Below are 26223 nucleotides of genomic sequence, written 5' to 3'. Positions count from 1 at the left end.
GCTTGTGGTTCCCTCCGCCCAGAGATTACGCTAAATCTGACGGTCCATCAGATTTAGTGAGCGGGAGGGGCCGATGAGCACCAACCAGCCCGGGCAGGCTGCCACACAGTCCGGAAACTCCTTCGGTGAACTGCCGAAGATCATCAGCGTCGATGACCATGTCATCGAGCCGGCACACCTGTTCGAGCGCTGGTTGCCGAAGAAGTACCACGAGCGCGGCCCGAAGCCGGTCACCACGGGCATCGGTCAGCTGGAGTACACCGGGGCGAGTTACAAGATCACCACCGATCCCAACGGCCCACCGGCCGACTGGTGGTTCTACGAGGACCTGCGCTTCCCGTACAAGCGCAACATCGCCGCCGTCGGCTTCAGCCGGGACGAGATGACCCTCGAAGGCATCACGCGCGGCGAGATGCGCCCCGGACTGTACGACCCGGCCGAGCGGCTGAAGGACATGGACGTCAACCATGTCGAGGCCTCGCTGTGCTTCCCGACCTTCCCGCGGTTCTGCGGCCAGACCTTCTCGGAGGCCGCGGACAAGGAGGTCGCGCTCGCGTGCGTGCGCGCCTACAACGACTGGATGGTCGAGGAGTGGTGCGGCGACTCCGGCGGGCGGCTCATCCCGCTGATCATCATCCCGCTGTGGGACGTGCAGCTCGCCGTCGAGGAGATCAAGCGCAATCGCGCGCGCGGGGTCACCGCCGTGTGCTTCTCGGAGATCCCGGCCTTCCTCGGCCTGCCCAGCATCCACACCGGCTACTGGGACCCGTTCTTCGAGACCTGCGCCGATCTGGGCGTGACGATCAACATGCACATCGGCTCGTCCTCGACGATGCCGGCCGCCTCGCCGGACGCGCCGGCGGCGGTCCAGGCGTCGCTGAGCTTCAACAACGCGATGGCCTCGATGGCCGACTTCATCTTCGCGGGCATCCCGGCGCGGTTCCCGAAGATCAAGCTGGCCTACTCCGAGGGGCAGATGGGCTGGATCCCGTACGCCCTGGAGCGCATGGACGACGTGTGGCTGGAGCACCGGGCCTGGGCGGTCACCGGCGAGGTGTTGCCCGAGGCGCCGTCGTACTACTTCCGGCGGAACATGTTCGCCTGCTTCTTCCGGGACCGGCACGGGGTCAACTCGCTCGATGTGATCGGCGAGGACAACGTCACGTTCGAGACCGACTACCCGCACGTCGACTCCACGTGGCCGCACACGAAGAAGATCGCCGAGGAGCATCTGGCGGGGCTGGGGGCGGAGACCGTTTACAAGATCATCCGGGGCAATGCGATTCGGATGCTCGATCTTGATTTCGATCGGGATCGGGTGGGTGCGGCGGGGGCTTGAGGCATCTGATCGCTGCGGGCTGCGGGCTGCTGCGGGTCGGTGTGGTTTGGCTCGGTTCGATTCGGGTCGGTTCGGTTCTTCGGTACGGACGTGCCGCGTGGTCATGGCAGTGGCTCGCGGTGCGGTGGTAGGGGGCGGCTCGTCGAACTTCTCGGCGGGCCGCTTCCGAGGTATTCGACGTGGGTCGGTCCTCGGTACGGCGTCGGTCTTCTACACCAGAGGGGCCTGGAATGAGTGGGATCTGCGAGGGGCGCGTCGTCATCGTCACCGGTGCCGGCGGCGGCATCGGGCGCGAGCACGCGCTGGCATTCGCCCGCGAGGGTGCGCACGTGGTGGTCAACGACATCGGTGCCTCGCGCCAGGGCGACGGGCGTTCGCTCGGCCCGGCCCAGCAGGTCGTGGCCGACATCGAGGCTCTGGGCGGCAAGGCGGTGGTCAACGCGGACGACGTCGCCGACTGGGCGGGCGCCGAGCGCCTGGTGCGGACCGCCATCGACACGTTCGGCCGGCTGGACGTGGTGGTCAACAACGCGGGCTTCCTGCGTGACCGCATGCTCGTCTCGCTGGGCGAGGACGAGTTCGACGCGGTGATCCGGGTGCACCTCAAGGGGCACTTCGCGGTGATGCGGCACGCCGGCGCGTACTGGCGGGCCCAGGCGAAGGCGGGCGTCGAGGTCGACGCGCGGCTGATCAACACCACCTCGGGCGCGGGGCTGATGGGCTCGGTCGGACAGGGCAACTACGCGGCGGCCAAGGCCGGGATCACCTGCCTGACCCAGATCGCCGCGGTGGAGATGGGCCGCTACGGGGTGACGGCCAACGCGATCGCGCCGGCCGCGCGCACCCGGATGACCGAGGAGGCCATGCCGGACCTGGTGCGCAAGCCCGAGGACGGCGGCTTCGACTTCTACGACCCGGCGAACGTGTCGCCGCTGGTGGTCTGGCTCGGCTCGACCCAGTCGCGGGAGGTGACGGGGCGGGTCTTCGAGGTCGAGGGGGACAAGGTCTCCGTCGCGATCGGATGGCAGCACGGTCCCGAGGCCACGGCGGGCCGGCGGTGGGAGCCGGCCGAGCTGGGGCCGGTGGTGGCGAAGCTGCTCGACGAGGCGCCGACGCCGACTCCGGTGTACGGGGCCTGAGTTCGGCGGAGCCGCTGCGGTCGGGCCGCTGCGGTCGGGTCGATGCGGCGGGTTGCTTCGGTCGGTCGCTGCGGTCGGACGCCTCGGTTCGGCCGCCTTCGTTCGCTTTTTCGTTTGCCCGTTCCCAGTTCGACAGGGAGTCGACGACCATGGACCTGCGGTACACCGAGGCCGAGGAGGGCTTTCGCGCCGAATTGCGCGCGTGGCTCGATCAGGCCATCCCGTTGCTGCCACCCAAGCCCGATCGCAACGACTGGCCCGGGCGGCGCGCCTACGACACGGCGTGGCAGCGGTTGTTGTTCGACGCCGGATACGCGGGTCTGCACTGGTCGGTGGAGGCCGGCGGCAAGGGCGCCACGCCCACCGAGCATCTGATCTTCCTGGAGGAGACCGAGCGGGCCGGCACGCCCTACGTGGGGGCGAACTTCGTCGGCCTGCTGCACGCGGGGCCGACGATCGATGCGGCCGGCACGGACGAGCAGCGGCGGCGGTATCTGCCGGGGATCCTGCGCGGCGACGACGTGTGGTGCCAGGGCTTCTCCGAGCCGGGAGCGGGCAGCGACCTCGCCTCGCTGCGTACCCGGGCGGTGCGGGACGGCGACGACTACGTGGTCAACGGTTCGAAGATTTGGACCTCGCACGCCGAAGTGGCCGACTACTGCGAGATGTTGGTGCGCACCGACCCGGACGCGCCCAAGCACAAGGGCATCACCTGGTTGATCGTGCCGATGGACACGCCGGGGATCACCATCCGGCCGTTGGAAACGGTGATGGGGACCTCGGAGTTCGCCGAGGTGTTCTTCGACGACGTACGGGTGCCGGTGGCCAACCGGGTGGGCGAGGAGAACGACGGCTGGCGGGTCACCATGGTCACCCTGTCGTTCGAGCGCGGCACCGCGTTCGTCAGCGAAGTGGTTGCGTGTCAGCGGCTGTTGCGCGAACTGGCGGCACTGGCCAAGAAGGTGACGCGGCGTCAGGCCACTGCCTGGGACGATGTCGCATTGCGGCGCGAACTGGGCCATCTGACCGCCGAGTTCGAGGCGCTGTGGGCGCTGACCAAGTGGAACGTCTCCGAGGCGCAGCGGTCCGGGGTGCCCGGGGTCGGCGGCTCGGTGTTCAAGCTGCGGTTCTCCGAGACGAAGCAGAAGGTGTACGAACTCGCGCACCGGCTGCTCGGGCGGGCCGCCCTGGCGGTGGACGACGTCGCGGGACTGCCGGGCGCGACGCTGATGGACGAGCGGCTGTCGTCGCTGTCGTACACGATCGCGGCGGGTACGTCGCAGATTCAGCGCAACATCGTGGGCGAGCGCATCCTCGGTCTGCCGAAGGAACGGTGAGCGGGGTCGTGGGATTTCGGCCGGGGCTGAGCGAGAAGGTGGTCGGGACATGGATTTCCAGCTGAGCGAGGACCAGCGCGATCTGCGGTCCGGGGTACGGGAGTTCTGCGAGGGCCGGTTCGACCGGGAGCGGATGCGGGCGCTGGTGGACACCGCGCCGGTGCCCGGCATGGTGGATCGGGCGTTGTGGCGGGAACTGGCCGAGACCGGGTTCTTCTCGCTGCGGATCGCCGAGGAGGCGGGCGGGGTCGGACTCGGGGTGGCCGAGGCGGCGCTGGTGTACGAGGAGGCCGGGCGGGTGTTGTTGCCCGGGCCGCTGGTGGCCACGCATCTGGCAGCGTCGTTGCCGGGACGGCTGGGTGAGGACGCGGCTGCGGGCGACGCGGTGGTCGGGCTGATCGAGGGCGACTCGTGGCCGCTGCTCGTGGAGCATTTGGACGCGCTGGACTGCCTGTTGGTGCTGACGGACGAGGGCATCCGGCGGGTGGATCCGGCGTCGGTGCGGGGGGCGCCGGTCGCGCATCCGGTGGATCCGTTCACGCCGGTGACGGCGGTGGACGAGCTGCCGGGCGGCGAGGTGGTGGCCGACGCGCGGGTCGCGGAGGAGTGGCGGCGGGTCGGGGCGGTGCTCACGGCTGCGCTGCAACTGGGCATCGCGGGGCGGCTGACCGAGTTGGCCACGCAGTATGCGAAGGAGCGCGAGCAGTTCGGGCGGGTGATCGGGGGCTTCCAGGCGGTCAAGCACCTGTGTGCGGACATGCTGGTGCGGACCGAGATCGCGCGGGCGGCGGTGTACGCGGCGGCGGTGACGCTGGACGATCCGGCGGTGGGCGACGCCGAGGTCGCGGTGTTGACGGCGAAGGTGATGGCGGACGACGCGGCGACGCGCAATGGCAAGGACGCGACGCAGGTGTATGGGGGGATGGGGTTCACCTGGGAGGTGGACGTGCATCTGTATGTGAAGCGCTCGTGGGTGCATGCGACGCAGTTCGGGGCGGCGGAGGAGAACGAGGCGGCGCTGGCGGCGACGCTTTAGCGGTGCTCGGGTCGGGGGTTGGCCGCCGTTGGGGTTCGGTTGGGTTGGGGTGGCCTCAAGCGCCGGCCGGGCTGGATTGGGTTTTGAGCGTTTGGTCGGCCGAACCCCGACCCCGACCAACGCTTGAAACCCCAACCACGGCCGGGCTGGAGTTGGTTGGGTCGGGGGCGGTTTGCCGATGCTGCGGCCTCAGGCGTGGGGGGAGCGTTTGATGTGGACGATGTCGTGGTCGTGGGCGACGGTGAAGCCGGTTCCGGTTGGGTCGGCGAAGTGTTCGAGGACGTACTGTTCGAGGGCTTTTTGGGTGGGGCGGGTTTCTCGTTGGGCCAGGTCCGGGACGTTGGCCATGAACTCGGCCACCGCGAGGGTGTCGGCGAGGTTGTCGGAGTGGAAGCGGACCGGGACGGTTTCGAGGGTGCAGGACTCGACCAGGTCTTCGTGGCCGGCCTGAAGCGCGCTTGCCGTTGGCGCCAGGTCGAAGCGGATGTCGAAGAAGTGCCGGACCAGGCGCATGCATTCGTTGTCGGGGTTTTGTAGGGCGAGGACCAGTTCGCCGCCCGGTCGGACCCAGCGGAGCATCCGGCGCACCGTGGGCAGATATTGCGACTCGGGCAGGAAGTAGAACATGTGCGAGCACAGGGCGAAGTCGGCGAGGGCGGGCGGCTCGGCCGTCTCGACGGGGTCGCTCAGCACCTCCGCCTCCGGGTAGGCGAGGCGGAGGGCGTCGCGCATGTACTTGCTCGGTTCGATGGCGATGGTGCGCTCGAAGCGACGGCCCAGGTATCTCGTGGTCGCTCCGGAGCCCGCCCCGATGTCCAGGAACACCGCGTGGCGGGGCAGCTGTTCGACCAGGGCGAGCAGGTGGGCGTGGGTGACCGCCTTTTCGTCCGATCCGGCGAGGAAGAGCTCGAAGGCTCTGCGGTAGTCGTCGGTGGTCACGTCGAGGACGCGGATCGGGTCGTCGGACGCATGGGCTTGGGACGCTGGCAACGCCATGTCGGTTCGGCCTCCCGGTGTGGAACACCCGCTGATCGCTCTGTCGTTGCCGGTCGCTGTGTGTCCGGCGCGGACTACGCTACGGGATGTTCGCGCGGGTCCGTGGTCTTCGGGCGGCGGCGGGTCGGCCACCGGCAGGCGCGGCCGGTCGCGGTGGCGTCGCTGTCCGGGGACATGTCCGGCACGGCTCGGATCTCGACCGGGGTGCCGTCGATGGAGCGGGTCGAGGTGGCGGGGGTGCCGACGCCGGGGACGGTGTGCAGGGCACGGGAGACGGCGTCCGCCGCGGCGGCGTCGGTGGGGAACGGGCGGCCCGAGGCGGCGTTTGCCGGGCCTGCCCTTGGTTTCAGCTTCGGCGTGCGCGCGTGGCGGCGGTCACCAGGTCGACCTGCTTGCGGACGAGGGCTTCGTCCGGGGCCTGGGGCGTGGCGCCGGTGAGGTTGACGTGGGTGATTTGGATCAGTGTGCTGTCCACCCGAACCAGGACGACGGAGTGCGCCCATGCCCTGCCGGTGTCGTCGACCCGGGTGACCGTCTCCATGGCCATGCTGTCGTCACCCACGCGGGGTCGGGCGAGTTCGCGTGCGGTTACCCGACTGGACATGTCGTCCTTCTCGTACCGCTCGTCCGGGCATCGGGGAAGCAACTCCCGGACCGCCGGAAGGACCCGCTGCGCGTCGTCGACCGACAGGGACGTCAACCCGGAGCCCAGGATCGCGTACGCCTTGCCACCGGGGGCTGGGTCCCGGGCCACGATCGAGGCCGCGCCCAGGACGGGGTAGATCCCCGAGGACGGGTTGCTCAGGGCGGACAGGCGCTCGCAGCCGACGGACTCGGCGTCCTCGTCTTTGCTGTGGCCGGTGTCGATGATGCTCGGCCAGCCCTCGGGCATGTCCGTCTTCGCGAGGAGGAGACGCTTCAGCTCGCTCGTCGACGAAGGGGCGCCGGATTCGGGCGGGGTCGTGCGTGTGGACGGCGTCGTGGTGGCGGTGACGCCGGGTGTTTGCGGGGACGTGTCGCGGGCGACCTTCTCGGCCGACCCGCCGCATGCCGTGGTGGTGGCCAGGAGGGTGAGCGTGAGCAGGCCGGTCACACTGCGCGGGCGCAGACGTATCAAGGGAAGGACCTCCGCGAGGAATGACAGACGGGGTGAGGCCGGTTCGGGGTGGCGGGTGCCGCATTGGTCGATCACGCCCGCCGTTCGCTTCGCGAACCGCCTTGCCGATCCACCGGGTCCGATGCCTCTGAGCGGCAGGTTATCGCCTGCGACACCTCCCCCACGACCCGGTTTTCGACGGCAACGCGCCGGGCCCGGGTACGGTCGGCTGATTCTCCTCGGCTCGTGCGTTTGGGCTGGTCAGGTGGCGGATCCATTGACACTTCCGGAATCCGGGGTTATTTCTGACTGGTCGTCAGATCAACCTCGGCAGCAGGGAGCCAGTCATGGAGCGCGACTTCGAGGGCCGGGGCGGGGCGGTGGTGGTCGTCGGGGCCGGGGGCGGGATCGGGGCCGCGATCTGCCGCATGTTCGCCGAGCGGGGCGCGGACCTGGCGGTGACCTATCGCAACGGGGCCGCGGCGACCGAGGCCGTGGCCGAGGAGGCGCGGGTCGGGTACGGCCGGAGGGCTCGGGCGTGGCGGGTCGACCTGACCGACGCGGATGCGGTGGCGGCGTTCGTGGCGGAGGCGGCGGCGGAGTTCGGCGGAGTGCATACGGTGGTGTACGCGGCCGGGCCGCACGTACCGATGGTGCATCTGAGTCGGGTCACGCCGGCGCAGTACCGCGAGCAACTGGACGGCGACGCCGCCGCGTTCTTCAACCTGGTGCATCCGTCGCTGCCGCACCTGCGCGCGGCGGGCAACGGCAGCCTGGTCGCGGTCACCACGGCGGCCACCAGCCGGTTCCCGGTGCGGGACGGCCTGTCGTCCTGTACGAAGAGCGCGGTCGAGGCCATCGTGCGCGGCATCGCGGCCGAGGAGGGTCGTTTCGGGGTGCGGGCCAACTGCGTCGGGCCGGGCATGCTCACCGACGGCATGGCGGCGCGGCTGATCGACAGCGGCGACCTCGACGACCGGGCGCTGGACGTCGCCCGCCGGAACATCCCGCTGCGGCGCTTCGGCGGTGCGACGGACATCGCCGAAGCCGTCTGCTTCCTGGCCTCCGACCGGGCGGGCTTCATCAGCGGCCAGAAGCTGGACGTGGACGGCGGCTACGGCGTCTGAGTTTCGGGCGGCTTGGCGGGCCGTCTCGGCTTGTGGTGTGGGTGCCTCGCACACCCGGGTGCGACATCCGTCGGGCGGTGTGCGGCAGGGCCGCGCGGGAGGGTCCTTCCTTCCGGCGGACGCGGTCGGAATCGCCGCTCGAATCGCCCGTCGAATCGCCGCTCGACGCATGCCGATTCCACTACGCTTGGCAATCATCCGAGAGCACTGGGTGATCTCGGAGAGGTCGTCGTCCCTGCCTGCTCGGCCTTCCGGTTCGCCGAACCACCGCTCACGGCCCCGTAGTTCCAGGCGAGAGACCGATGGAGAGGCATTTCCCATGGCTCAGGCGCATTTCGCGTTCCGACAGAGGTCGGAGCCCGAGGAGTTCATCATCGAACTCACCGACGACGCCAAGATCGCGCACGCCAGGAAGATCCTGCTCGGTGAAGAGAAGGACCGGGTGCACGTCCACGGCCGGATCATCAAGCGGACCCAGCCCTACAACCCGAAGTGGAGCTTCCACCTCGACCCGAGCACCATCGACTTCTTCGAGGTCGCCATCGAAGTGTGCGACGCGACCATGCGCTACACCGAGGATCACCTGGATGAGGCATGCGGGGCCTTCCTGCCCGGCTGTCACTGGTGTCCGTGGGACTCGATGCTCGTCCGTGAGGTCGGGGGCCTGCCGGCCAAGAAGATCGCCGACGGTTGGGCGGGGTTGAAGGGCACCGCTTTCGCGACGGGTATCGACGCGGCGTGTGGGGTTCCGGGTAGCGCGACGGATCTGTATCTGTTCAAGGGAAACCAATACGTGCGCTACCAGGCCACCGGGGAGAAGGTCACCGTTGGCCCCAAGGCCGTCGCCGACGGTTGGGCGGGGTTGAAGGGCACCGCTTTCGCGACGGGTATCGACGCGGCGTGTGGGGTTCCCGGCAGTGCGACGGATCTGTATCTGTTCAAGGGAAACCAATACCTGCGCTACCGCACCACCGACGAGAAGGTGACCTCCGGCCCCAAGGCCATCGCCGACGGCTGGTCCGGGTTGAAGGGCACAGACTTCGCCAACGGCGTCGACGCCGCCTGCTCCACACCGGGCAGCCCGTTGAACGTGTACCTGTTCAAGGGATCCCGATACGTGGAGTACAAGACGCCGGACGAGAAGATCGTCACCGGCCCGAAGTCCATCGCCGACACCTGGCAAGTGGCCGACGGCTTCGCCGCCGGTCTCGACGAGGTGTGCCGCGTCCCCGGCCACGCCACCGACATCTACTTCTTCAAGGGCGACGGATACGCACGCGGGCGCTGACCCTCCCGATCCCATCGTGACCGGTTCGGCACCCACCACGGGCCCGGTCGGTGGTCCGACACGGACGGCGGGTGGGTGACGACGCGGTGCAGCGGCGGAGCGAGGAGCGGCCCGCCGCTGCACCCGCGCCGTCGGGCGGATCGGGCGGATCGGGCGGATCGGGCGGTTCGACTGGTTCGGCTGGTTCGGGTGGTTCGATCGAGTCCAACGAGTCGATCGGGATCGATCAGGATTGGAGAAGCGTCGGGGACGAGGGCGGACCTAGCGTGATGGGCATGGCAAACATCGCTTCCGTGACCCTCGACGTCGCCGACCCCTCGGCCGCGCACAGCTTCCACTCCGCCGCGTTCGGTCTGGACACGCAGATCCGACTGCGGGCCTCCGAGGCGCCCACGACCGGCTTTCGCGGCTTCGCGTTGGCGCTGACGGTGTCTCGGCCCGGCACTGTGGACAGCCTCATCGCCACCGCCCTCGATGCCGGCGCCACGGTGCTCAGGCCCGCCGCGAAGTCGCTCTGGGGCTATGGCGGCGTGGTCCGGGCCCCGGACGGGACGATCTGGAAGCTCGCGACCTCGGCGAAGAAGGACACCGGCCCCGTCACCCGGGACATCGACGAGATCGTGCTCCTGCTCGGCGTCGCGGACGTGGTCGCGAGCAAGCGGTTCTACGTCGAGCGCGGCCTGGTCGTGGCGAAGAGCTTCAGCCGCGTGTACGTCGAGTTCGCCGCCGGCGAGAGCCCGGTCAAGCTCGCCCTGTACCGACGCCGCGCCCTGGCCAAGGACGTCGGCGTCCCGGTGGCCGGCACCGGCTCGCACCGCCTCTCGATCGGCGGCGACGCCGGGACGTTCACCGACCCGGACGGGTACGAGTGGGAGGCGACCGTGCCGGCGCGGGCCGCCTGAATTCACGGGCGGTACCGGTGTGTTCCCCGTCCGCGCGTTCCGCCGCCCGCGCGCGTGTCCTCGTCGGTGCGCCCCGATCACCCGCGTGTCCTGCTCGGCGCCGGATAACGCACCGACGCGCGGGACGTGGTTGTGTGCTTCCTTGCGCGTGGGTCGCGCCGATGGGGGAGGGACCCACATGGCGTTCGAGATCGATCTGCCGCTCGGTGAGGATGCCGTGGCGGCTTCGTGGGCCGACGAGATCGCCGAGGTCGGCAACGGGCGGTTCCTGCGGGCCGTGGCGGGGAGTTCGGCGCGATTCCACTACGTCGGTATGGACCGACTGGTGGGCCGGCCGTCCGACGCGCCGGAGGCGATGGAGTCGTCGGCCAGTCTGTTGTTGCGGGCTCTGCACATGTGCTTCTCGGCTCATCTGCCGCTCTCCCTGTCGCCGGATGTGCTGTGGTACGCCGTCGTGCACGAGGTGGCCGTGCACGTGCGGCTCAACCCGGACGCCTATGCGGAGTTGTTCACCGACACCCCGGGACAGCGGCAGACCATCACCGTGCGCGACGACGCGGCGCCGTTCGACTGGGGCCGCTCGATCGGCCGGGTGCAGGGGCCGTTGCGGGCGCGGATCGGGGACGAGACGGCCGACCTGTTCCAACCGGCCTTCTCGACCACCGCCGCCGCCGAGGCCACCGCCGTGCTGGTGGCGCTGATGGATGTGGTCGGCCCGTACTACGACTTCCACTGGAAGACGCTGTGCGGCATTCCCCGGATTCGGCTGGAGGGTACGGACCGCGACTGGCGGCTGCTCGCGGACCGGGCGCGCGGGTTGGCCGAGCGGTTCGGGGGGCTGCGGGCGTGGTTCGCGGGATTGTGCCCGGTGCTGGACACGATCGCCGCGACCGCCTCGGGGCACGGTGTGGACGACGAGTTCTGGCGGTCGATCTACAAGTATCGGTCGGTCTCCGGCGGCGCCTGGGTCAGCGGATGGATCAACGCCCTTCTTGCCCATGAGTATGGGGACAGCGGGCCCGTGCCCAAGGACGAGTTCGGACCGGGGAGCACCGCCGAGGGCCGGTTTCCCACGCATGTCTCGAAGGTGCCCTTCCGGTGGGAGACCCTTGCCGGCACGTTCGACATGGGCTTTTTCGGAGGCGTGCTGGGCATCGAACGCGACGGCGAGTGGATCCGGCCCCGACTGGGCAATGCCGTGGTCGAGTTCCTGCCCGATGCCGAACCCCGTGACGAGCGGTTGCCCCCGCCCTGGACGCTGACCGACATCCGGCGCCTCACCGGGTGCCCCGACATTCGGATTCTCGACACTCCCGGCACTGTTGCCTACGACGGCCGGCCCCTCCGCGCCGGCTGTGTGATCGGCGCGGAGGGCGTGTGTGTCGTCGGGGATGTGGGCGGCGATTGGTTCCTCGGGAAGTCGTCTCCGAAGCGGGTGACATCGTGTGCTGGGAGAACTTCGGCCCGGACTTCGTCGCCGCCCTGCGCGTCCTGTGAACTTCGGTCAGGACGCGGTGGGTTCCACCGGGATCCACAGGGACGCCTCCGCGTGGGTGCCGTCCTGGGCGGGGCGGACGCGGAGGATTTCCGGGCCCGGGCGGCTGCGGTACGGGTTGGACGGGAACCACTGGGTGAACACGTCGCGCCACAGGTATTGGAGGGCCTGCGGGTAGGGTCCGGAGTTCTCGAAGACGGCCCAGGCTCCGCCCGGGACGGGCAGTGTGTCGAGGTCGTCGGGGCCCTGATGGGTCGTCACGACAGCGTGGTAGTAGTCGAGTTCGGTGCCTTCCGCGCGGCTGGGGTCGAGGTTGTCGGTGACTGCGACGATGCCGTCCGGGTCCTGGTCGGACAGGGACTTGATGCGGGCGGTCGTCTCTTGGTCGATGCCCTGTACGAAGGCGGCGATCGCCGGGTTCACGCCCTCGTGGACGAGTGGGACCCGGGTCCTCTTGCCGACCACGTGGAACGCGTCCTTGTGCACGATTCGGTATTGCATGCTGCTGCTCCCTTCGACGACGAGGCGGAAGGACATCCGCGGCTGGGCGTTGAGCGTCGCGCCGGTGCGGCGGGCCTCGCCGGGGCCCACGCCGTGCATGGCGCGGAACGCGCGGGCGAACGCCTCGCCGGAGGAGTAGCCGTGGCGCACCGCGACCTCCAGCAGGGTGCGCTCGTCGGCCAGCACCTCGGCGGCTGCCAGGGTGAGTCGTCGGCGTCGGATGTACTCCGACAGCGGCATCCCGGCCAACGCGGAGAACAGGCGGCGGAGGTGGTACTCCGACGTCATCGCGATGCGCGCCAGCTCGGCCACGTCGATGTCCCGGTCGAGTTGCGCCTCGATGCGGTCCAGGGCGCGGTTCAGGTGCTCCAGCACTGGGATTCCTTCTTGTCCTTCGTGTGCTTCGTGTGCTTCGTGTGTTTCCGGTTCTGCCGGTTCTTCCGTTGCAACGACAACGTTAGGAAGCGGGGGGTGGGGCGGACCCGACAGTTTGTGTCCGGTTCGGTCGGGTGGGCGGCGGGGTGGTGTCGGCGGGGCCTGGGAGCGTGGGGCGTGCGCCGTGTATGGGGGGCCGGGACGGGGAACGGGCGGTGGTGGTGTCGCGCCGGGTCCGGAACGGTCCGGTGCGGTGCGAGTTGCGGTGCCGGGGCCGGTCCGAGACGAGGTTGGTGAGGCTCGCTATGCGCAGGATCGTGTACTTCCAGTCGATGTCTCTCGACGGCTTCATGGAGGGGCCGAATCGGGAGATCGATTGGCATCGGGTCGACGACGAGTTCCACGAACACATGAACGAGCGGCTTGGGGCGATGAGCGCCTTTCTGCAGGGCCGGGTCGTGCACGCGTTGATGGCCGACTACTGGCCGACTGCGGATGCCGATCCGGCGAGTGGCGGTCCGATGGTCGAGTTCGCCGGGATCTGGCGGGACATGCCGAAGATCGTGTTCTCCCGGACGTGGGAGAACACCGATTGGAACACCACGATCAAGCGCGAAGTGGTGGCCGAGGAGATCCGGGCGCTCAAGGCGGAACCGGGCGGTGACATGGTGGTGGGCGGGGCGAACCTGGCGGACACGTTTCGGCGGTTGGGGCTGATCGACGAGTACGCGATGTACGTCCACCCGGTGCTGATCGGACGCGGGAAGCCGGCGTTCCGGCCGACGGACGAAACGACGGACGGGACGACGGGCCTGGAGTTGGTGGAGAGTCGGGTCTTCGGGAACGGGGTGGCGCTGCTGCGCTATCGGGTCGGGTGACCGGTGGACGGCGGGACGGCCGGCGGCTCTCGGGGCGGTGCTTCGGGGGCTGTCGGTTTTTGATGGGTGGGTGGCCGATGTACCCCGTTGCGGACGGGCGATGTGCAAACGATCATGGCCGTCATGGTGCAACCGAGGCAGATCATCGAATGTGGAGACTTCGTCCTGCGACGCTGGCGGGCGCAGGACGACTTCGCCGCGGCGTTCACGTTGATCGATGAGTCCGTGGACCACCTTCGCCCCTGGGAGCCGTGGGTGGCCCAGCACAGCGAGGAGTACACCCGGAAGCTGCTCGACCGGTTCGAGTCGGGCTGGGCGAGCGGTGACGTGTACAACTACGCCATCACCCGGGGCGGCACTCCCGTGGGCATGTGCCAGACCTACCGCGGACCCGAGCCGCAGGGCCGACGCCTGGGCTACTGGCTGCACCCGGCCGCCACCGGCAAGGGCATCGCCACCAGGGCGACGGCGGCGCTGGTCGAAGAGACGTTCACCCTGCCGGAGTTGGAGTACGTGGAGATCACGCACGACGTGGCCAACACCTCCAGCGAGGCGATACCGCGTCGGTTGGGCTTCACCGAGATCCGGCGCGAACCGGGAACGCCGCCGGTGGCCCCTTCGGGGACCGGGATCGATGTGGTGTGGCGGCTGAACCGCCCGACGGTGTCCGGTGATGGGGCCGTGGACGCCTGAGCGTCGGGCCGGGGGAGGTTCCGGGCGAAGGATCGATACGAGGGGTCGGCAGTGCGGGAGTCGGGTTCGGCGGTTGTCCTCGTCACGGGGGTCATGGCGGCCGGGAAGTCCACGGTGGCCCAGTTGCTCGCCGAGCGGCTGGAGCGGTCCGTGCATCTGCGCGGTGACGGCTTCCGGCGGATGATCGTGTCCGGTCGGGAGGAGGTCACACCCGCGCCGACGGCCGAGGCGACGGAGCAACTGCGGCTGCGCCACCGGGCTTCCGCCGCGGTCGCGGACATGTACGCCGATGCGGGATGGACCGTCGTGGTCCAGGACGTGGTTCTCGGCGAACACCTCGCCACGTTCGTGGACGCCGTGGCCACCCGGCCGCTGTACGTCGTCGTCCTCGCCCCCACGCCGCAGGCGGTGACGGCGCGGGAGGCCGGCCGCGCCAAGAGCGGCTATGGCGGCCCCTGGACGGTCGACGCCCTGGACGCAGCCCTGCGCCGGGATACACCACGCATCGGACTGTGGCTGGACACCTCCGACCGCACACCGGATTGGACGGTCGACCGCATCCTGGCCGACCTGGCGGAGGCCCGCGTCGCCGATTGAGGGAAGGCCGTTGGGTGACGGCCGCCGGGCGACGGGCGACGGTTGTCGGAGTGGGGCGGCTGCCGATGGGGAGCGGTTGCCGTCGATGGGGGTCGGCGGGGGTTCGCGGCGGTCGGGTCCGGCCCGGGAGTGCTCCCGCGCACGCGGTGGTGGGTGGTCAGGGTTTCGGGACGCATGTGGTGGGCGCGGGTTGTGGCTCCGCGGGGGCGGCGAGGATTTCGGCGAGTGGGTCGCGTAGGACATTGCCGATGATCGGGTGATGGCGACTCGGGTCGGCGGTGACGACATCGCCGTTGGCGAGGATGGTGGGGTAAGTCGCCGAGCGGTTGCGGGAGTTGGCTTCTCCGGCACCGGATCGGCGGCGGTCGATGACGATGCGGTCGGGGCGGACGCCGAGCAGGAGGAGTTCGGCTCGGGCGGCGCCGATGCGTTGGTCGGGGACGGTCTCCACGATGTCGACGCGCAGGGGGATGTGTAGTCCGAGCGCGGTGACGATGTTGGTCCGGGTGCGGAGGTGGCTGTCCGGGCGGTGGGTGATCGCCTCGTGTTGCACGGGGTCGTCGGAGTACCAGCGGGTGGCGAGGCGGACTCGTTCGTGGGTGAAGAGGGTCCAGTGGCAGCGGGTGACGTGGATGAGATCGGTGACCACCTCGATCTCCGGGCGGGCGCGGATCGTATGGCGCAGGATCTCGCTGAACGCGGGATGCGCGGTGGGCTCGCCACCCGCGAACCGCACCGATTCGGCGCCGAGTTCGACGGCCTCGCTGAGGACGCGACACCAGGTGTCGGGCGGCATGAGTGGACGGCCGATGGGGCATGGTGGTCGGCATGGGCCGGTGAGTTCGAGCGTGATGTGCGTGACGCGTCGCTTGGGGTCTCGCCGGATGGGGGTGATGATCACGAAGGGGGCTCCGGAGGGGACGGGTTGGCCGGTCCGGTGCGGAATCCGAGGCTCTGGGCGGCGGTTCGGATCGCGCTGCGGACCTGCGGCAGCGTGCAGGAGACCTGCTCGTGGTCGAGGGGGGCGACGAGCCAGACGAGGGCGTCGGTGGGTTGGGCGTTGGGGCGGGGGATGGTGATCCAACAACCTCGGCCGTGATGGCGGGGGCCGCACCGTCGATCGCGTGGCGGCAGGGCGTCAGGGGGCGCGGGCGGGACGAGCAGGCCGATGCGGCGGTATCGGCGATCGAGGATGGTCGGGCCCGGGGTGATGCGGCGGGCGCGGAGGACGTCGAGGGCTGCTCGGCCGAGGGTTTCGTCCACCTCGATGACGTCGAAGGTTTCGCCGGCGGCGACGAGGTAGGGGGCGTAGGGATTGCGGGTGCGGGATTCGTCGGCTTCCACCCATGCGGGTTTCAGCAGGTATTGCATGGCGAACCGCCTTTGTGGGAGCGGGAGGTGTGGTGCGACGGGACTGCCCTTCTCCCGTTGGGGGAGTGAGCCCGGTCCCGAGGGTGTGTTGGGCGTGAGTGGCCCGCGCCGAACTCGTGTGCGGTCGGCGGTGGTTGTTGTCAGAAGAGGTGGGCCCGAGATGGATCCGGGTGGTGGGTTGTGGTTTCGCCCACGTGGATCCAGGCGGAGACGAGTTTGCCGACGGGTGTGCGGGTCCAGGTGAATCCGGCGGCGTCTTCGCAGACCATGGCCAGGCCCCGGCCGCATTGGGCCTCCGGCGGGACGTCCGCCAGGTTGGGTAGAGGTGGACAGGGTGAGGGGTAGTGGTCCCACACAGCGATGTCGAGCTTCCCGCCGTCGAGGGTGACTATCAGCGTGAACTCGGCCGGCCCGGCCTGTCCTCGGGCATGCCGGACCGCATTGGTGGCCAACTCACTGGCAATGAGCCGAGCCACCTCGATGGCCGATGCGGGCAAGCCGAGCTCGACGCAGAAGCGCCGGACGCGGTCGCGCACTGATTTCACGGATGGTTCGTTGAGCGGGAAGTCCTGTTTCAGGGCCTTACGTTGCACGGCGGCTCCCGAGATCACGCCGGAGTGCGTAGGCGGTGGGCGCGAGGGAGCGCGGAGCAACGAACCCGGGTGGGACGTGCCCCTTGTCCTGCCTTGGCACAGATGTTGATCGCTCCTCGGTCGCATTCGAGCGCCGAGAGTGACCATGAACACTGTGGCTTGTTTCGTGAAACACGTCAATTCATTCGCGATACACGATCGGGTGAATCGGTCGTGGACGACCGCCCGACGTAGGAGACTGTCCCGAGACCGAAGGAGGACGATGGGTTACGCAACAGACGATCAACTTGATCTCGCGTCGCTCCTCAGGGAGTTGCGCACCGGCTTGGGCTTGTCGCTGCGGGCCGCCGCTCCGCGTGCCGACCTCTCGGCTCCGGTGCTGAGTCGGATCGAGAACGGTCAGCGACCGCCTGGGTCGGTCGAAGAGGTCGAGAAGCTGCTTGACGGCTACGGCGCATCGGACGAGCAGCGAGATCGAGCGTTGCAGCTGACGCGGAACGTGTTGGCTGAACAGGACCGCAGCGAGCATTGGTCGGATGCGTACGTCAACCTGCTCCCTGCCGGCTACGTGGAATACATCAGGCTCGAAGATGAGGCCGAATCTGTCACGGAAGTTCAGATCAACGGCCTGCCGGGCCTCCTGCAAACCGAGCGCTATGCACGCGCCATCACGCAGCGCACCTATGCCGGGACATCGGATCAGGTGGAAGATCTGGTTGCCGTGCGTCTCAAGCGCCAAGAGCGTCTGCAGGGTCGATCCCCGCTTCTGCTGAACGCGATCTTTACCGAGGCGGCCCTTCGAACACAGGCCGGCAGCCCACAGTTGATGCATCAACAGATGCTGCATCTTGCGGCGACCGCCCAATGGCCGACGATCAACGTGATCGTGATTCCGTTCGCCACGGCTGTTGACGCGGCCTTGGCAAGCACATTTACCGTGTTCGAAGGCGTTGGTGAACCTCGTGGCGACCGTCCGGCGCGAGCCGCGCTGTCGGAGGAGGGTGCCGTAGTCACACGCACGATCACCACGGACGATCTCTTCGTCGAACGGGCGCGACGGGTGATTCGACGCTTGCGGCATGCAGGGTTGGATCCGGATCAATCCCGCAAGATGATTGATGACTATGTCGAGTATTGGGGAACGCGTGACTGACGAAAAGCGGTTGCTGATGTGGCGCACGTCCACGTACAGCCAGAACGACGGGGCCTGCGTCGAGGTCGCGCCGGTGGCATCGGATGTTGCAACCAGAGACTCCAAAGTCATGGAGGGGCCCGCAATCGCCTTCGGCGCAAGCCAATGGACCGCGTTTCTGAGTCATCTCAAGTAGGCGTGAAGGACGGCATGTTGGATGCGCAGTCACCTTTCTTGTTCTGGCGGAAGTCGTCGCGAAGCTCGTAGGAGCATGTGTGCATCGAGATGGCGGCCGACGATTTCGCGGCTTTCGCACGTGACTGGAAGCATGCCGACAACTCGGAGTTGAGCTTCGGGCACGCCTCCTGGAGGCTCTTCCTCGGCGTCACGAATTAGCAGGTGGGAAGAGTCCTTGCTCGCAGGTGGCCTTCCCGAGTGGGTTGGGTGTTTTCGGCGAGAGTCGCGCTTCTGGCCGGGTGGCCCGGGGCCGGTCAGAGTCGGTGATGGGCCGCCGCCAGCGTGCGGGGCTCCGAGGCCCGGGGTTCCCGACGAGACGGGCGCGTTGCTCGGTAGGAAAAGCGGCCGGCAGCGGCGGGGAGGGTGGGCGCTCGGGTCGGGGCCTCCGGGAAGCCTTCCGGAGTGGGTTGGGTGGTTCCGGCGGGCAGAGCGCTTCGGTTGCGGGCCGGGTGGTCCGGGCCGGTCGGAGTCGTGGACCGGGGCGCCGCCAGCGTGCGGGGCTCCGGACCCAGAAGTCCCCGACGAGACGGGCGCGTTGCTCGGTAGGAAAAGCGGCCGGCAGCGGCGGGGAGGGTGGGCACTCGGGTCGAGTCCTCCGGGGGCCTTCCCGAGTGGGTCGGGTGGTTCCGGCGAGAGTCGCGCTTTTGGCCGGGTGGTCCGGAGCCGGCCAGAGTCGGTGATGAGCCGCTGCCAGCGTGCGGGGCTCCAAGACCCGGGGCTCTCGACGAGACGGGCGCGTTGCTCGGTAGGAAAAGCGGCCGGCAGCGGCGGGCAGGGTGGGCACCCGGGCCGAGTCCTCCGAGGAGCCTTCCCGAGTGGGTCGGGTGGTTCCGGCGGGCGTTGGGCTTCGGTTGCGGGCCGGGTGGTGCGGGGCCGCCAGAGTCGGTGATGGGTCGCCGCCGGCGTGCGGGGCTCCGACACTCCGGGCTCCCGAGGAGGCGGGCACGTTGATCGGCGAAAACCGGCCGGCAGTAGCGGGCAGGGTGGGCGCTCGGGGCGCGTCCTCCGGGGAGCCTTCCCGAGTGGGTCGGGCCGGGTGTTTTCGGGGTGCGGTGGGCGTGTGGTCGGCGAGGGTTCACAAACCCGGACGGCGTGAGACGCCGCAGCTCCGGCATGAGGGAAATCCGCAGGTCAGCATGACGAGCAGCCGTTTCGAGTGCCTTCGGGATCCGGTTCCGGCCCCCATTGGACACTTTTGGTCTCCTCGACGGCCTCTGAGAGGCCGCAGCAAGCCAAACAGACCCCCGCCGGGCAGTTTCGGTCTCCACACTCGCGTCGAGGAGGCCGGAGCGCACGAAACCGGCGCTCGGCACCCGACTTTCCACCCGGATCCCACAAAACCGCAGGTCACAGAAGCTCGAAGCGCCCAATCATCCACCGAGATCCGGTTCTGAACCTTCACTCCTCCCCAAACACCCGGCCCGACCCACTCGGGAAGGCTCCCCGGAGGACGCGACCCGAGCGCCCACCCTGCCCGCTACTGCCGGCCGGTTTTCGCCGATCAACGTGCCCGCCTCCTCGGGAGCCCGGAGTGTCGGAGCCCGCACGCCGGCGGCGACCCATCACCGACTCTGGCCGGCCCCGCACCACCCGGCCCGCAACCGAAGCGCGACTCTCGCCAAAACCACCCGACCTGCTCTGGAAGGCTCCTCGGAGGACTCGACCCGGGTGCCCACCCTGCCCGCCGCTGCCGGCCGGTTTTCCTACCGAACGACGCAGTCGTCTCGTCGAGAGCCCCGGGTCTTGGAGCCCCGCACGCTGGCGGCGGCCCGGTCCACGACTCTGGCCGGCCCGGACCACCCGGCCCGCAACCGAAGCGCAACACCCGCCGGAACCACCCAACCCACTCGGAAAGGCCCCCCGGAGGACTCGACCCGAGTGCCCACCCTGCCCGCCGCTGCCGGCCGCTTTTCCTACCGAGCAACGCACTCGCCTCGTCGGGAGCCCCGGTCTCGAAGCCCCGCACGCTGGCGGCGGCCCATCACCGACTCTGACCGACCCGGCACCGGCACTCCGCAACCAAAGGCGCAACGACCGCCGGAACCACCCAACCCACTCGGGAAGGCTCCCGGCGGCCCCGACCCGAGCGCTCGCCCTGCCCGCCCCGTTGCCGGTTCGGCGTGTGCGGACCGCCTTTCCTGCTCGGCCGCACGCGATCAGCGCGAACTCGGCCTCGCGTACGAGGGGTTCACCGGTCCCAGTCTGTCCGGGACAGCGCTGCGGTGAGCGCTGATGCGCAGGTCACAGCGGGTGGCGTGTCTCGAACAACAGTGGGACAGCCGAAGGCCATTGTGCGGGCGCATGGGCTACGAACAGCCTGGATCCGCGCCCCGAAGTCGGCGCGAACCGTGTCTCTCGGCTGAAAGGACCAGTGGCATGTCCTGGTTGTCCCGTGCAGTGAAAACCTCCGCAGTGATGGCCGCAGCCGGCGCCCTCACCGTGGTCGGAACCGGCGCCGCGCACGCCGTCGGCGTCAACGCGTCGTCGGTGGATGCCAGGTTTACCGGCTCGTACTTCATCACGAATTCCGCGGTGAAGGTCAACGGCACCTTGAAGGACTTCGGAAACTCCAGCGGACAGTCCGCCGTGTACGTGAACATCCACAGCACCGAAGGCAATGTCAACTATCAACTGGAGCCCGTGAACAACGGCAAGTCGAAGACCTACCCGACCCTGTACAACAACTACGGCGGTACGTTCCTCTCCGGCACGATCACCGTCTGCTCCTGGGCGGGCAGTTGGAAGTGCGGGACAGCGGTCGGAATCTACAAGTAGGCGAGACCGAGGCGTAGGTCGTACGGCCCCGAGGGTAGGCCCCGCGTGATGGTTTGCGCGGGGCCTACTCGGCCCTCGGGCGGCGGGAGCCACGCCACGCCACGACCGCGCCGGGTGGAGGGAGATCCGCAGGTCGTAAGCTCAACGGGCGCGCAGTCGACGCGCGTTGCCTTCCTGGAGGAATCGTTGCGTCTGTTCATGGTGCCCGTCGTGGGTGCCGTCGCACTGGTCGTGGCCGCCTGTTCCGCCGACACCAAGAACTCGTCGGAGCGGATGCCGGCCGCTCCCAAGGTCGTTGCCGAGGCGGCGCGGACCACCGCGCCCGATGAGGTGGCCCGGATCATGCGTACCGGGATCGACCGCGTCCGCGCGGCCTCGTCGGTGCGCATGGTCAAGACGGCCGAGAGCGACAACGATTCGCCCTCCGTGTTGGACCTGCGGATCGCCAAGGGCAAGGGCAGCCACGTCAGTCTCCGGAATGGCGATTTCGCGATCGAGGAGATCGTGATCGGTACGGACGTCTTCAGCCGCAGCGCCAAAGACCCGTGGGAGCGTAGCGGCGTCGACCCGGCCCACCCGCCGATGTCGAGCAAGGACGTCGACGAACTGCCGACCTACGCCCGTCAGCTCTACGAACAGGCCGCCCACCCGGAGGCCTTGACCATCGTGGAGCCCATCAAGATCGACGGAGTGCGCTGCTTCGGCGTACAGAGCGGCACGCTGACCGCCTACTTCACACCCGGCGACTCCGGATACCTCCGCCGCTGGACACAACGCACCCCGATCACCCACCTGACCACCGACATCACCGAACTCGACAAGCCCATCGACCTCAAGCCCCCGATCGGCTGACCCGGCGCCTTCGAAGCGCCGCGCCGAGCCGACCGGGCGGCACGTGACCGGGCGGCACGTGACCGGTCCGCCCGCGAACGGGCCCCGTGTGCGGATTCGCGTGCCCGGATCGGGTTCGCCCCGTGCGTTGTTCGGGTGAGGCCGGCGTCCCCCGTGGACGCCGGCCCGGCCTCACCGTCGGGGCGGCTCGGCTCTATCGGCGGCTCGGCCCTACGCCGGCGACAGGAACCACTGCTGGTTCGTGGCGCCGCTCCAGCCCCACTGGATCGCCGGGCTGCCGGAGCTCTCCGAGTCCATCCACAGGTCGATGACCAGACCGCTCTGCTTGTTCTGGAAGACCGTGCCGTACCGCTGGTCGGAGACGTACCAGGCCTGGTTGTCGCCGTTGTTGCAGTCCCACTGGACCAGGCCGCGGCCGGGTGTCATGTCGCCGCCGGGTACGTCCAGACACTTGTTGCTGCCGCGGTTCTTGATGACGGTGTGGTTGTGCGCGTCCTTGGCCAGGTACCACTTCTGGTCCGCGTTGCCGTTGCAGCTCCACTGGATCACATATCCGCCGTTGACCGAGCCGCCGCCCTGAATACCGAGGCACAGCGCCTCGTGGTCACCGTCCGCGAAGACCCGCCGCATTTCGAAGGTCGACGGGGCTGCGGAGGCGCTTCCGACACCCATGGTCAGACCGGTGGCGGCAAACGCGAGAACACCGGCGGCGGTCGCGAACTTTCTGAGCTTGCTCATCGGAATCCTATCGATCGAGGAATCGGGCCTGGTGCGGCCGTGAGCAATTCCTATCACGCGCCGCAGGCGTGATCAACGGGTCGGGAAAGGAGGCAAGTGCGCTGGTCAGGGGGCTGGAGAGGGGTAAAAGTGGATGATTTCGCCATTCGAGTCCGAGGCGCATTTATCCGCGAAATCGATGAAATCTTCGGAATATCAGGCAGGTTTACGTGGACGTCAACGTCAAGGATATCGAATGGTTATGGCGACCATATAAATTCGGGCTGATTTCGGCAATGTTTGCGGGGGAAATGGCTGTCGGCGCAAGGGCTCAAGGGCTCAAGGACTCAAGGGCTCCTCGCCGAAAACAGACGAGGGCGACCCCCGCATGCGCGGGGATCGCCCTCGTGTCGGTCGTCGGCGTGATCAGCCCTTGTCGAGCACGTCCGCCGCGATGAGCTCCTCCAGGTAGCGGTCGTCCCACCAGTTGAGTTGCAGGGACTTGGCGCGGCGGAAGTACAGCTGCACGTCGCATTCCAGGGTGAAGCCCATCCCGCCGTGGACGTGTACCGCCAGGTCCGTGACCTCGCGGTAGGTGCGGGCGGCGAAGAGCTTGGCCATCGGGGCCAGGCGGGCGGTATCGCGGCCCTTGTCGCGGGACCAGGCGGCCTCCCAGACCAGGGTCTCGGCACCGTCGACGGCGGTCGAGGCGTCGGCCAGGTTGTGTGCGATCGCCTGGAAGGCGCCGAGCGGCTTGTCGAACTGCTTGCGGTGCTTGGCGTATTCGACGGTGATCTCCAGGGCGCGCTTGGCGCCGCCGACCGCCTGGGCCGCGAGCAGGATCAGGCCGTCGTGCAGGACGTCCGACCAGACCGGCCAGCCGGCCCCGGCCGTGCCGACCAACTCGCCGCGCACGTCCGCGAGTTCGACCCGGTACTGGGTGTCCGAGGCGATCGTCTGCTGCTGGGTCGTGGTGACCCCGGCCGCCTTCGGGTCGACCAGGAACAGCGACACGCCCTGGTTCGGATCGCCCGGGGTGCCCGCGGTGCCGGTGCGGGCGAGCACGAGCAGGACGTCGGCCGCCGCCGCGTAGGCGACGTGCCGCTTCGTGCCGGACAGCAGGTGGCCCTCGCCGTCCGCGCGGGCCGCCAGCGCGACGCCCTTGCCGCCGAAGCCGCGGTCCGGCTCCAGCCACGCCACGCTCGCGATGGTGGTGCCCGCCGCGATGCCCGGCAGGTACTTCTCGCGCTGCTCGTCGGACCCGGCCGCGGTCAGCACGCCGCCGACAAGAACCGAGCTGACGAAGTGCGGAGTCGGCGCGAGGGACCGGCCGAACTCCTCGTAGACCACGGTCGCGTCGAGCGTGGTCATCTCCGACCCGCCCCACTTCTCGGGCAACGTCAGACCGGTCAGGCCGGCCTCGCCGAGCTTCTTCCAGAAGTCCTTGGGGTAGCCGACCGGGTCGTTCTCCAACTCGCGAACGACGGTGAGGTCGGCGTGCCGGGCCGTCAGGCCGCGCACGGTCTCCCGGAGGATGTCCTGTTCCTGGGTGAAATCGAGGTCCATCGCGCGTCTCCTCTAGGGCTTCCAGCGCTCGCCGCGCCGGTCCCACGGGTTGTCGTCGGGGGTGGTGGGCAACGCGATTCGCGCGGTGGCCGTGGTGCGGACCGCGCCGTCGACGGTCAGCGAGATCTCGGCCCGGACCCAGCCGCAGCCGGTCTCGTCCACGGAGACGTCGTCCACCGTGCCGGTGAGCAGCATGTGGTCGCCGGGGAAGACCGGCTTGGTCATCCGGAACACCATCCGGCCGATCCGGCCCTTCGGGCCGGTCCAGTCGTTGAGGTAGCGCTCGAACCAGGCGGCCTGGTTCGGGGTGTTCAGGAAGATGTCCTGCACACCCTGGCGCTCGACCGCGAACTTGTGATCGTGGTGCATCGGCCGCCAGTCGCGGCTGGCCAACGCGCCCAGGATGACCGTGGTCGCGGTGACGTCCACGCCGAAGGTCGGCAGGGCGTCGCCCTTGGCCAACCGGTCCAGGGTCAGGTCGCTCATGCGGTGGCCTCCCGCCGGTAGCCGTAGCCGGTGTAGGACTCGGTGCCGAGCAGGGCGCCGTCCTGGTTGTGGTACTCGACGTCGATCACCCAGAAGCGGCCGATCCCGAGCTTGGTGCGCTTTTCCGGGCTGACCGACCGGAGCACCTGACGCGACGTCACGATGTCGCCCAGGCGCACCGGTTCGTAGAACACGTTGGTGTTGTCGGTCATGATCGCCTCGGGCAGTTCGAAGCGGATCTTGAGGTCGAAGTGCACCTGGAGGGACAGTTGCTCACCCTCCGCGCCGGGCGCCCAGTAGTGCGGGCGGGCCCACGCGGACAGCAGGCTGAGCGGGGCGATATGACCGCCCGTCAGTTCCGCCGCGACCGCGTCGTCCCAGAACAGCGGATTGCCGTTCTGCACCGACGCGCACGAGGTCCAGATGTAGCCGCGCTCGGCGGGGAAGTCACCCCGCTTCTCGTACTGGACCTTGCCGATCAGCGCCGCCACGTCCTCGGGCAGCGTGGTGTCCTGTGCCGTCATGCGACCACTCCTGAAGCACGAAGCTCGGCCACCCGGTCGGGGGTGTACCCGGCGGAGGTGAGCAGCTCGTCGGTGTCGGTGATCCCGGATTCGCGGACCGGGTACGGTTCGGTCGGCGCCTGCTGACCGGCCAGCACCGGGCCCACCTGGCGGAACTCGCCCTGGGCGGGGTGGGTTGCGGTGGTGAACGCGCCGCGGGCCAGATACTGCGGGTCGGCCAGCAGTTCCGGTACGGACGACACGGCCGACACGCAGGTGTCGGCGGGGGCCAGCTCGGCCACCCAGTCGTCCCGGTCGCGGCCGGCGAACACCGTCGAAAGGTCCGCCCGGATCGCGTCCTGCGCGTCGTCGTCGAGCTGGCGCGACACCCACTTGTCCAGCCCGGTCAACCGGCACAGGTTGGCCCAGAAGCGGCCCTCGATCGCGGCCACCGCCAGCCACTTGCCGTCCCGCGCGCGGTAGGTGTCGTAACACGCGTAACGGCCCGTCAGAATGCCGTGCCGGGGCTCCGGTTCGACGCCGGTGGCCAGGTACTCGTCCACGCCCAGCGCCATCAGCGCGAGCATCCCGTCGGCCACCGAGACGTCCAGACGGGCACCGTCGCCGGTGCGCTGCCGGCGGAACAGCGCGCCCATGATCGCGATCACCGCGTGCATCCCGCCGCCCGCGCTGTCCGCGACGGTCGCGCCCGGGATCGGCGGTCCGCCGTCCGCGCCGGGGCCGGACACGTGCAGGAAGCCGCCCACGCCCAGGTAGTTCAGGTCGTGCCCGGCCTGCTGGGCGTACGGGCCGTCCTGACCGAAGCCGGACGTGGAGCAGTAGACGATCGAGGGGTTGCGCGCCGAGGCCGCGTCCGGGCCGATGCCCAGGCGGTCCACCACACCCGGGCGGAAGCTCTCGATCACCACGTCGGCGCCTTCGACCAGGGTCAGGAACGCCTCGCGGCCCTCGGGCGCCTTCATGTCGAGCAGCACGCGCCGCATCCGCCGGTGCGCGCTGTACGAGTAGTAGGGCGGCGCGATCTGCACGCCGCTCCGGGCCGGGACCGGGCCGACCTTGATCACGTCGGCGCCGTAGTCCGCCAACCAGCGCGAGGCGCGGGCGGCGGGGCCCACGCTCGCCAGGTCCAATACGGTGACGCCTTGCAGGAACTCTCCGGACATGACGCGGC

General features: G+C 69.2%; 25 protein-coding genes and 1 pseudogene. 15 read left to right on the top strand and 11 right to left on the bottom strand.

All coding sequences use genetic code 11. The features are described from left to right. The first annotated feature begins 73 nt into the window (after positions 1 to 73). The 4 genes from ACMXN5_RS14160 (at position 74) to ACMXN5_RS14145 (ending at position 4851) form a co-directional block, all read left to right on the top strand. Positions 74 to 1339, top strand: coding sequence for an amidohydrolase family protein (locus tag ACMXN5_RS14160; protein WP_395793923.1), 1266 nt, complete (start codon positions 74 to 76; stop codon positions 1337 to 1339). Positions 1340 to 1569: 230 nt separating this feature from the next. Further along, entirely contained in the window at positions 1570 to 2478 is a 909-nt protein-coding gene (locus ACMXN5_RS14155) for an SDR family oxidoreductase (RefSeq protein ID WP_439675564.1), read from the top strand. A 149-nt stretch (positions 2479 to 2627) separates the two neighbouring features. Further along, positions 2628 to 3815 (top strand): acyl-CoA dehydrogenase, encoded by a 1188-nt coding sequence (locus ACMXN5_RS14150; RefSeq protein WP_439675563.1) that lies wholly within the window; start codon positions 2628 to 2630, stop codon positions 3813 to 3815. A gap of 49 nt (positions 3816 to 3864) precedes the next feature. After that, positions 3865 to 4851 carry an acyl-CoA dehydrogenase family protein gene (locus ACMXN5_RS14145; RefSeq protein ID WP_439675562.1) on the top strand — a complete coding sequence of 329 codons (987 nt, stop codon included), beginning with the start codon at positions 3865 to 3867 and terminating at the stop codon, positions 4849 to 4851. 189 nt (positions 4852 to 5040) lie between these two features. On the opposite strand, the gene ACMXN5_RS14140 is transcribed toward ACMXN5_RS14145, so the two are convergent. Next, positions 5041 to 5847: a class I SAM-dependent methyltransferase gene (locus ACMXN5_RS14140; RefSeq protein ID WP_439675561.1), complete on the bottom strand. Its 807-nt coding sequence runs from the start codon at positions 5845 to 5847 to the stop codon at positions 5041 to 5043. 346 nt (positions 5848 to 6193) lie between these two features. Continuing rightward, on the bottom strand, positions 6194 to 6964 hold the full coding sequence (locus ACMXN5_RS14135; protein WP_439675560.1) for a hypothetical protein: 771 nt from the start codon (positions 6962 to 6964) through the stop codon (positions 6194 to 6196). A gap of 326 nt (positions 6965 to 7290) precedes the next feature. Here ACMXN5_RS14135 and ACMXN5_RS14130 point away from each other — a divergent pair, with 326 nt between their 5' ends. From ACMXN5_RS14130 to ACMXN5_RS14115, 4 genes and pseudogenes are all read left to right on the top strand, one after another. Next, positions 7291 to 8070: an SDR family NAD(P)-dependent oxidoreductase gene (locus tag ACMXN5_RS14130; RefSeq protein ID WP_439675559.1), complete on the top strand. Its 780-nt coding sequence runs from the start codon at positions 7291 to 7293 to the stop codon at positions 8068 to 8070. Positions 8071 to 8389: 319 nt separating this feature from the next. Further along, positions 8390 to 9358, top strand: a complete 969-nt coding sequence (locus ACMXN5_RS14125; RefSeq protein ID WP_439675558.1) for a BP74-related protein — start codon at positions 8390 to 8392, stop codon at positions 9356 to 9358. A 275-nt stretch (positions 9359 to 9633) separates the two neighbouring features. Next, positions 9634 to 10260, top strand: a complete 627-nt coding sequence (locus ACMXN5_RS14120; RefSeq protein ID WP_439675557.1) for a glyoxalase — start codon at positions 9634 to 9636, stop codon at positions 10258 to 10260. 178 nt (positions 10261 to 10438) lie between these two features. Continuing rightward, a pseudogene (locus tag ACMXN5_RS14115) lies at positions 10439 to 11392 on the top strand (DUF4419 domain-containing protein); the annotation flags it as partial. A 372-nt stretch (positions 11393 to 11764) separates the two neighbouring features. Here the strand turns inward: ACMXN5_RS14115 and ACMXN5_RS14110 are convergent. Then, positions 11765 to 12631, bottom strand: coding sequence for an AraC family transcriptional regulator (locus ACMXN5_RS14110; protein WP_439675556.1), 867 nt, complete (start codon positions 12629 to 12631; stop codon positions 11765 to 11767). A gap of 305 nt (positions 12632 to 12936) precedes the next feature. Between ACMXN5_RS14110 and ACMXN5_RS14105 the strand changes: the two genes are divergently transcribed. The 3 genes from ACMXN5_RS14105 (at position 12937) to ACMXN5_RS14095 (ending at position 14799) form a co-directional block, all read left to right on the top strand. Continuing rightward, the gene (locus tag ACMXN5_RS14105; protein WP_439675555.1) at positions 12937 to 13509 is read left to right on the top strand and encodes a dihydrofolate reductase family protein; all 573 of its coding nucleotides are present in this window, start codon (positions 12937 to 12939) and stop codon (positions 13507 to 13509) included. Between the two features lie 123 nt (positions 13510 to 13632). After that, on the top strand, positions 13633 to 14202 hold the full coding sequence (locus tag ACMXN5_RS14100; RefSeq protein WP_439675554.1) for a GNAT family N-acetyltransferase: 570 nt from the start codon (positions 13633 to 13635) through the stop codon (positions 14200 to 14202). Between the two features lie 51 nt (positions 14203 to 14253). Continuing rightward, positions 14254 to 14799, top strand: a complete 546-nt coding sequence (locus ACMXN5_RS14095) for an AAA family ATPase (protein WP_439675553.1) — start codon at positions 14254 to 14256, stop codon at positions 14797 to 14799. 157 nt (positions 14800 to 14956) lie between these two features. On the opposite strand, the gene ACMXN5_RS14090 is transcribed toward ACMXN5_RS14095, so the two are convergent. The 3 genes from ACMXN5_RS14090 to ACMXN5_RS14080 form a co-directional block, all read right to left on the bottom strand. Beyond that, on the bottom strand, positions 14957 to 15595 hold the full coding sequence (locus tag ACMXN5_RS14090) for a radical SAM/SPASM domain-containing protein (protein ID WP_439675552.1): 639 nt from the start codon (positions 15593 to 15595) through the stop codon (positions 14957 to 14959). A gap of 101 nt (positions 15596 to 15696) precedes the next feature. Beyond that, on the bottom strand, positions 15697 to 16170 hold the full coding sequence (locus tag ACMXN5_RS14085) for a hypothetical protein (RefSeq protein WP_439675551.1): 474 nt from the start codon (positions 16168 to 16170) through the stop codon (positions 15697 to 15699). A 140-nt stretch (positions 16171 to 16310) separates the two neighbouring features. Continuing rightward, positions 16311 to 16781, bottom strand: coding sequence for an ATP-binding protein (locus ACMXN5_RS14080; protein ID WP_439675550.1), 471 nt, complete (start codon positions 16779 to 16781; stop codon positions 16311 to 16313). Positions 16782 to 17025: 244 nt separating this feature from the next. Here ACMXN5_RS14080 and ACMXN5_RS14075 point away from each other — a divergent pair, with 244 nt between their 5' ends. From ACMXN5_RS14075 to ACMXN5_RS14060, 4 genes are all read left to right on the top strand, one after another. Then, complete coding sequence (locus tag ACMXN5_RS14075; protein WP_439675549.1) at positions 17026 to 17916, top strand: helix-turn-helix domain-containing protein; 891 nt, start codon at positions 17026 to 17028, stop codon at positions 17914 to 17916. Beyond that, complete coding sequence (locus ACMXN5_RS14070) at positions 17882 to 18091, top strand: DUF397 domain-containing protein (protein ID WP_439675548.1); 210 nt, start codon at positions 17882 to 17884, stop codon at positions 18089 to 18091. Before ACMXN5_RS14075 ends, ACMXN5_RS14070 begins: the two co-directional genes overlap by 35 nt. Before the next feature lie 2417 nt (positions 18092 to 20508). After that, positions 20509 to 20907, top strand: coding sequence for a hypothetical protein (locus ACMXN5_RS14065; RefSeq protein ID WP_439675547.1), 399 nt, complete (start codon positions 20509 to 20511; stop codon positions 20905 to 20907). Positions 20908 to 21117: 210 nt separating this feature from the next. Next, on the top strand, positions 21118 to 21759 hold the full coding sequence (locus tag ACMXN5_RS14060) for a hypothetical protein (RefSeq protein ID WP_439675546.1): 642 nt from the start codon (positions 21118 to 21120) through the stop codon (positions 21757 to 21759). A 210-nt stretch (positions 21760 to 21969) separates the two neighbouring features. Here the strand turns inward: ACMXN5_RS14060 and ACMXN5_RS14055 are convergent, their stop codons facing one another. From ACMXN5_RS14055 to ACMXN5_RS14035, 5 genes are all read right to left on the bottom strand, one after another. Further along, the gene (locus tag ACMXN5_RS14055) at positions 21970 to 22497 is read right to left on the bottom strand and encodes an RICIN domain-containing protein (RefSeq protein WP_439675545.1); all 528 of its coding nucleotides are present in this window, start codon (positions 22495 to 22497) and stop codon (positions 21970 to 21972) included. Between the two features lie 405 nt (positions 22498 to 22902). Beyond that, positions 22903 to 24042, bottom strand: coding sequence for an acyl-CoA dehydrogenase family protein (locus ACMXN5_RS14050; RefSeq protein WP_439675544.1), 1140 nt, complete (start codon positions 24040 to 24042; stop codon positions 22903 to 22905). A gap of 12 nt (positions 24043 to 24054) precedes the next feature. Then, a complete protein-coding gene (locus ACMXN5_RS14045; protein WP_439675543.1) occupies positions 24055 to 24528 on the bottom strand; it encodes a hypothetical protein in 474 nt (157 codons plus the stop codon). Continuing rightward, positions 24525 to 25052, bottom strand: coding sequence for an FAS1-like dehydratase domain-containing protein (locus ACMXN5_RS14040; RefSeq protein ID WP_126639322.1), 528 nt, complete (start codon positions 25050 to 25052; stop codon positions 24525 to 24527). The genes ACMXN5_RS14045 and ACMXN5_RS14040 overlap by 4 nt, the downstream gene beginning before the upstream one ends. Next, positions 25049 to 26215 (bottom strand): CaiB/BaiF CoA transferase family protein, encoded by a 1167-nt coding sequence (locus ACMXN5_RS14035; protein ID WP_439675542.1) that lies wholly within the window; start codon positions 26213 to 26215, stop codon positions 25049 to 25051. The genes ACMXN5_RS14040 and ACMXN5_RS14035 overlap by 4 nt, the downstream gene beginning before the upstream one ends. Positions 26216 to 26223: the final 8 nt, after the last annotated feature.

The sequence above is a fragment of the Embleya australiensis genome (genome assembly GCF_051903075.1).
Lineage (GTDB): Bacteria > Actinomycetota > Actinomycetes > Streptomycetales > Streptomycetaceae > Embleya.
This window is presented reverse-complemented; position numbering and strand designations above follow the sequence as displayed.